This is a genomic window from Dietzia sp. DQ12-76 (assembly GCF_014145045.1).
GTDB lineage: Bacteria > Actinomycetota > Actinomycetes > Mycobacteriales > Mycobacteriaceae > Dietzia.
In genome coordinates this window covers 1-2512 of the sequence record NZ_JAALDV010000248.1, presented here as the reverse complement: position 1 = coordinate 2512, position 2512 = coordinate 1, and the positions used below count along the sequence as shown (strand labels likewise).

The window sequence follows — 2512 nt, the reverse complement described above, 5'->3', positions numbered from 1 at the left end:
TGGACGCGGCTGTCCGACCCGGTCGAACTGTCGGTCCAGTCCGGGGGGTACCCCGTGGCCCAGGGATTCGCGATCGCGGCGGCCGCGCTCGCCCTCGTCCTCGGGGGCCGCCGGTACCTGCGCTACCGTCGGGGGATCCTCGACCCCGCGGACGAAGGGCACCGACCGTGACCGACGAGCAGGGTTCCCGCGAACCCGGGCTGCGTAGACCGGACCCCGGATTGCGGGGCCGCCGCCGCGAATCGGGCAGTTGCGTCTCGACCCGCCCGGTCTCGCCGCCGCCCGTGGCCGACTCCTTCGCGCCGGACTCGGTACCCGCGGACCCCGTGGTCCCGGTCCCGGCGGCCCCGACGACCCGGGGCGGGGGGACCGGTCACACCACCCGCGACTCCTCCGATGCCTCGGTGATGCGGTCCACCGGATCGATGGCGGTGGCGAACCTCGCGAGCAGGATCACCGGTTTCGTGCGGATGATCCTCATCCTCACCATCCTCGGCCCCGCCGTCGCCTCGGCGTTCAACACCGCCAACACTCTTCCCAACATGATCACCGAGCTCGTCCTGGGGTCGGTCCTCACCGCCATGTTCATGCCCCTGTTGGCCCGCGCCGCCCAGGAGGACCCGGACGGGGGGGTGTCGTTCATCAGGCGGCTGCTCACGGCCACCTCGTTGTTGGCGCTGGTCGCGACGGTCGTGGCCGTGGCCTGCGCGCCGCTGCTCACCGAGCTCAACCTCGGTGACGGCGAGGTCAACACGGACCTGGCCACGGCCTTCGCGTTCCTGCTGCTGCCGCAGATCTTCTTCTACGGCGTCTTCTCGGTCATGCTCGCCGTGCTCAACTACAACGGGATCTTCCGGCCGGGTGCCTGGGCCCCGGTGTGGAACAACCTCGTGGCCATCGCGACCCTCGCGCTCTTCGCGGTCGTCGGCAGTGGCATCGACCCCGCGGCACCGGTGAATCTCCTGAGCGCACCGATCCTGCTGCTCGGCCTGGGCACGACCCTCGGAGTGGTGGTCCAGGCGGCGGTCCTGCTGCCCGCGCTGCGCCGCGCCGGCGTGGTGCTGCGCCCCCAGTGGGGACTGGACCCCCGGATCCGCCAGTTCGGCGGCAACGCCCTGGCCGGGCTGGCGTACGTGTTCATCTCGCAGGTCGGTCTGGTCATGACCAACCGCATCGGTTCCGCGGCCGACGAGGCGGCCATCGCCATCTACGGCACGTACTGGCTGCTGCTGCAGGTGCCGTACGGGATCATCGGCGTGACCCTGCTGACGGCCATCAACCCGCGGTTGGCCGACAACGGCGTCGCCGGGCGCACGGACGCGGTCGTGCGGGACATCTCCCTCGGCACCAGGCTGTCCCTCTTCGGGCTCGTGCCGATCATCGCCGTCATGACGGCCTTCGGTCCCACGATCGCCACCGGCCTGTTCCGGTACGGCAACTTCGACGCCCAGAATGCCGAGATCCTGGGCCTGACGCTCGCTTTCGGGGCGTTCACCCTGGTGCCGTACGCGGTGGTCCTCCTCCAGCAGCGCGTGTTCTACGCGCGCGAGGACTACTGGACCCCCACCGTCATGATCCTCGCGATCACCGTCGTCCGCGTGGTCCTGTCACTCATCGTCCCGATGGTGGCCGACGAGCGCTCCCACGTGGTGATCGGCCTCGCCCTGGCCAACGGGATCGGCTGGGTCGTGGGCGCGGTCGCCGGGTACGTCCTGCTCCGGCGCCGGCTCGGCTCCCTGCGTGGGCGCGAGACGGCGACGTCAGCGGTCTGGACGGTGGGGGCGTCGGCCGCAGGAGCTCTCGTCGCCCTCGCCGTCGACACCCTCCTGCCCATGGACGCACTGACCGACGCGGTCGGAAGCATCGGGTTCGTGGTCCGGGCCGGGCTCGCCGCGGTCATCACCCTCGTGGTCACCGGTCTGATCCTGTCCCGGTCACGCCTCCCGGAGCTGGACGCCGTCGCACCCGTCCTCCGAGGCCTGGTGGGGCGTCTGAGGCGATAGTCGTGTCCCGGGACGCGCGGGCCGTACACTCGGAGCATCAGGAGCGGGCGGATAGGCAGGACGGCCGCGTCGTCGAGGAGGTCTACGGGTGGGCGATGTGAACGGTGTTCCGGGGCAGGGTTCGCCCTCGGGCCCACCGCGCCTGACCGTCGGGGGACTGGTATCGGGAGGGCGCTACCAACTCCTCGAATCGCACGGCGGAGTGGTCGGCCAGGCGTTCTGGCGCGCCCGTGACAAGCGACTCGGTCGCGATGTCGCGCTGATCTTCGTCGACCCTCTACCCGGGGAGGACCCCCCGGGCTCGGCGACGGGGGTCCTGGACCGCACGGTCGCCCTGACCCGCGTGTACTCGGACGGCCTCGCCCGGGTGCTCGACGTCATCCGCGGCCGCGCCGGGGGCATCGTGGTCTGCGAATGGATACCCGGCCGCAGCCTCGCCGCCGCTGTCGGTGACCCGGACCCCGATTCCGCCGTGGCCGCGATGTGGGGGCTGGCCGACGCCGCCACCC

At 71.6% G+C, this 2512-nt stretch carries 1 protein-coding gene and 1 pseudogene; both read left to right on the top strand.

What is annotated here, in order from left to right; translation table 11 throughout:
- Window positions 1–167 precede the first annotated feature (167 nt).
- Complete coding sequence (gene murJ, locus G6019_RS09215) at window positions 168–2003, top strand: murein biosynthesis integral membrane protein MurJ (RefSeq protein WP_107757874.1); 1836 nt, start codon at window positions 168–170, stop codon at window positions 2001–2003.
- A gap of 88 nt (window positions 2004–2091) precedes the next feature.
- Window positions 2092–2512: pseudogene (locus G6019_RS09210) on the top strand (protein kinase family protein); the annotation flags it as partial.